Here is a 3,243-nt window from a genome sequence, read left to right on the forward strand (position 1 = left end):
TTATCCTCCGTCGCCTCAAAACCGATAAGTCTATTATTCAAGATTTGCCCGAAAAGCAGGAAATGAATGTTTTTTGTGGTCTTTCCGCAGCCCAAGCTACGGTTTATCAACAGTTGGTGGATGATTCCTTAGCACAAATTGAAGAGGCTGAGGGGATTAAGCGCAAGGGCATGATTTTGACCTTGTTGTTGAGACTCAAGCAACTGTGTAATCATCCTGCTCTGTTAGACAGTAAAGGGAAAAAGACGAAGGGGAAAACGGGAGATAATTCGTTAATGTCTAGCCAGCAGTCGGGTAAGTTACGACGGTTGGAAGAAATGTTAGAAGAGGCGATTTCTGAGGGAGACCGTGGCTTAATTTTTACCCAATTTTCGGAATGGGGGAAATTGCTAAAACCCTATTTAGAGCACAAATTTGGCAAAGAAGTTTTATTCCTCTATGGCGCAACTCGTAAGAAACAACGGGAGGAAATGATTGATCGGTTCCAGAATGACCCCGATGGTCCATCGATATTTATTCTGTCTCTGAAAGCCGGTGGCACTGGATTGAATTTAACGAGAGCTAATCATGTGTTTCATGTGGACCGCTGGTGGAATCCAGCGGTGGAAAATCAAGCCACTGACCGGGTGTTTCGGATTGGTCAAAAACGCAATGTTCAAGTCCATAAGTTTATCTGTACTGGCACTGTGGAAGAAAAGATTAATGACATTATTGAAAGTAAGAAACAGTTAGCGGAACAAACTGTAGATGCTGGAGAAGATTGGTTGACCGAAATGAATACGGAACAATTGCGCGATTTGGTTTTGCTTGACCGGAGTGCGGTGATTGATGATTAAATTGGTACGCTGTCAGCGGTCAGCTGTCAGCTATCAGCTTTAGGAAAGGGAACAGGGAACAGATAAGAGGCAAGAGGCAAGAGGCAAGAGGCAAAAGGCAAGAGTGCGTAGGGTGTGTTAGGGACGGGCTCGGCTGATTTTATCGGTAGCCAGGGTTGGGATAGTCCGTCCCGTAACGCACCACCGGGTCAAACAGCAAAATAGAGATGCACCCGCAGTTGTGTAGGGTGGGCAAAATTATATGATCTATAATTATTACAAGCACCAAAGGGTTTTTGCCCACCAGCAGTTGGGTAAGATGGGCTGAATTAAGGAATGAATAAGAGTAGAGTGGGGATCCTGGCCGCCCGAAAATATATTGAAACTGGCAAGATGCCAGTGTCTTGATGCAGTCGCTCATGGGGGAAACCCCCAAGACCGCGCTGCATCGCTTCCACACAAGATGCCTATTCCACACCTGATGCCCCTTCCACCAAGATGCCCGTAAGCTGATAGCTGACAGCTTTCAGCTTATGCTTCATGTTCATTTGCCGCAATAGAAGCGAGGGGTTTGATCGTTTGGAAAATCTGATCAGCTAGGGTTCCCTCGGCTAGTTCAAGCTCATAATGTTGCTGGAGATTCAACCAAAATTGGGGAGTAGTACTGAAATATCTGGCTAGCCTCAGGGCTGTGTCGGTAGTAATGGTTTTTTTGCCGTTTACGATGGCATTGACCTGTGTTACGGGTACATGGATATCCTGAGCCAGTTGATTCTCGCTGATGCCGAATGGTTTGATAAATTCTTCTAGAAGAATGTTACCGGGAGTAGTAGGAGTAAGTTTTGTAGTCATTAGTGTTTAGTTGCCTAGAGTGGGCAAATTGCTATCCCTCTTCTGTCAAACTCGGGTCAAACTCTGATTTTTCCTAGGCTGAAATGACGCCAATTCGTTCGATTGTCCCAAAATGACAGAAGAGGGCTATAGCGTTTCTAGGACTCATGAGGTACACATTATTTTTTCCCTCTTCTCTCTTCCCTCTTCCCTCTTCCCTGCTCCCTGCTCCCTGCTCCCTGCTCCCTAAAACCCAGACATTTGTACCTCACAAGTCGTAGAATTGCTATATTATCTATATTTATTAAAATAATCAAGTTTTTTTTAACCCTAAAAGCTTCTTAAGGTTGGATAGTAGTCTTGAGATTATATATGTAAACTTTAATCTAAATTTTAATCGGTTTAGCCTGACACAATATTCAGGAAAATTGTCAAAGGTATAAACTTTCATAGTTTCTTTAATACAAGCGATTGCCAGTTTAATATTCCGTGCTTTATTACCTTTGCTTCGCTTAGCGTAAGCAACACCCATATTAGTTTTTATAGTTGCCCAATTTTGGGGAAAAGCCTCAAAGGTATAAACTCTAAGAGCCTGTTGGTAACAAGCGATCGCCTCTTCTATATTCTGTGCTTTATCACCTTTAATTCGCTTACAGTAAGCAACACCGAGATTATATTGTGTCATTGCCCAATCTTCGGGAAATACGTCAAAGGTTCTGACGGTAAGAGCCTGTTGGTAACAAGCGATCGCCTCTTCTATATTCTGTGCTTTATCACCTTTGATTCGGTTACGGTAAGCAAGTCCTAGATTATTTTGTGTCCTTGCCCATTTTTCGGGAAAAGCCTCAAATATTCTGACGGTAAGAGCCTGTTGTAAACAAGCGATCGCCTCTTCTATATTCTGTGCTTTATCACCTTTGATTCGGTCAAGGTAAGCAAGTCCTAGATTATTTTGTGTCCTTGCCCATTTTTCGGGAAAAGCCTCAAAGGTATAAACTCTAAGAGCCTGTTGGTAACAAGCGATCGCCTCTTCTATATTCTGTGATTTTTCGCCAACAATACGATTACTATAAACAGCACCAATATAATATAGAGTTTGCGCCCATTCTTGGGATAGAGTTTCCGGGGTACGTAATTGTAAAACAGTTTTTAATCCAGTAATGGCTATTTCTAAATTATTTGCACTTTTTACTGAAAATTTATAAATATCAAGACAAAGACTTTCTACTATTCCGGCAATTGCTTCTTTTTCTTCAGGATTTAGGTCAGTACAAGTTTTAAGGAGCCACTGTTCTAAAATTTTGGCAAACGAGTTATCTAATTTATCCGCATTAGAGTCAACTACATCATGAATAGCTTGTAAATCCCCATCATTTTCATACTCTAGTAATAGTAGCTTTTTCAACAAGTCATAATACTCGTCACTACTATGAACTATATCTTGAGATACTTGCTGTGGTTTTTCCTGGTCAATATCAGCTTGAAGGGGAGTATAATATTTAAGTAAATCAATATCTCTATCTACAGGAAACTCTATTACTCCAGAACGCCAATCAAAAAAATCAGGAGCACGACGGACTAAATACCTTAACGTATA

4 protein-coding genes are annotated in these 3,243 nt (G+C 41.6%); 1 reads left to right on the forward strand and 3 read right to left on the reverse strand.

Annotated elements, in window-relative coordinates:
• Window positions 1–836 (forward strand): DEAD/DEAH box helicase (locus F6K38_RS37815; RefSeq protein ID WP_287360112.1); only part of this gene is annotated, 836 nt, incomplete at its 5' end.
• Between the two features lie 139 nt (window positions 837–975).
• On the opposite strand, the gene F6K38_RS37820 is transcribed toward F6K38_RS37815, so the two are convergent.
• The 3 genes from F6K38_RS37820 to F6K38_RS37830 form a co-directional block, all read right to left on the reverse strand.
• Entirely contained in the window at window positions 976–1,236 is a 261-nt protein-coding gene (locus F6K38_RS37820) for a hypothetical protein (protein WP_287360113.1), read from the reverse strand.
• Between the two features lie 110 nt (window positions 1,237–1,346).
• Complete coding sequence (locus tag F6K38_RS37825; protein ID WP_287360115.1) at window positions 1,347–1,667, reverse strand: HigA family addiction module antitoxin; 321 nt, start codon at window positions 1,665–1,667, stop codon at window positions 1,347–1,349.
• A 292-nt stretch (window positions 1,668–1,959) separates the two neighbouring features.
• Window positions 1,960–3,243, reverse strand: a 1,284-nt coding sequence (locus F6K38_RS37830) for a tetratricopeptide repeat protein (RefSeq protein WP_287360116.1), incomplete at its 5' end; no start/stop codon positions are given.

The organism is Moorena sp. SIO3B2, from assembly GCF_010692525.1.
Lineage (GTDB): Bacteria > Cyanobacteriota > Cyanobacteriia > Cyanobacteriales > Coleofasciculaceae > Moorena > Moorena producens.

What these genes read in the sequence shown, in the direction of transcription:
- F6K38_RS37825 (WP_287360115.1), bottom strand. Translation starts at nt 1,667, where the DNA reads ATGACTACAAAACTTACTCCTACTACTCCCGGTAACATTCTTCTAGAA.
- F6K38_RS37820 (WP_287360113.1), bottom strand. Translation starts at nt 1,236, where the DNA reads ATGAGCGACTGCATCAAGACACTGGCATCTTGCCAGTTTCAATATATT.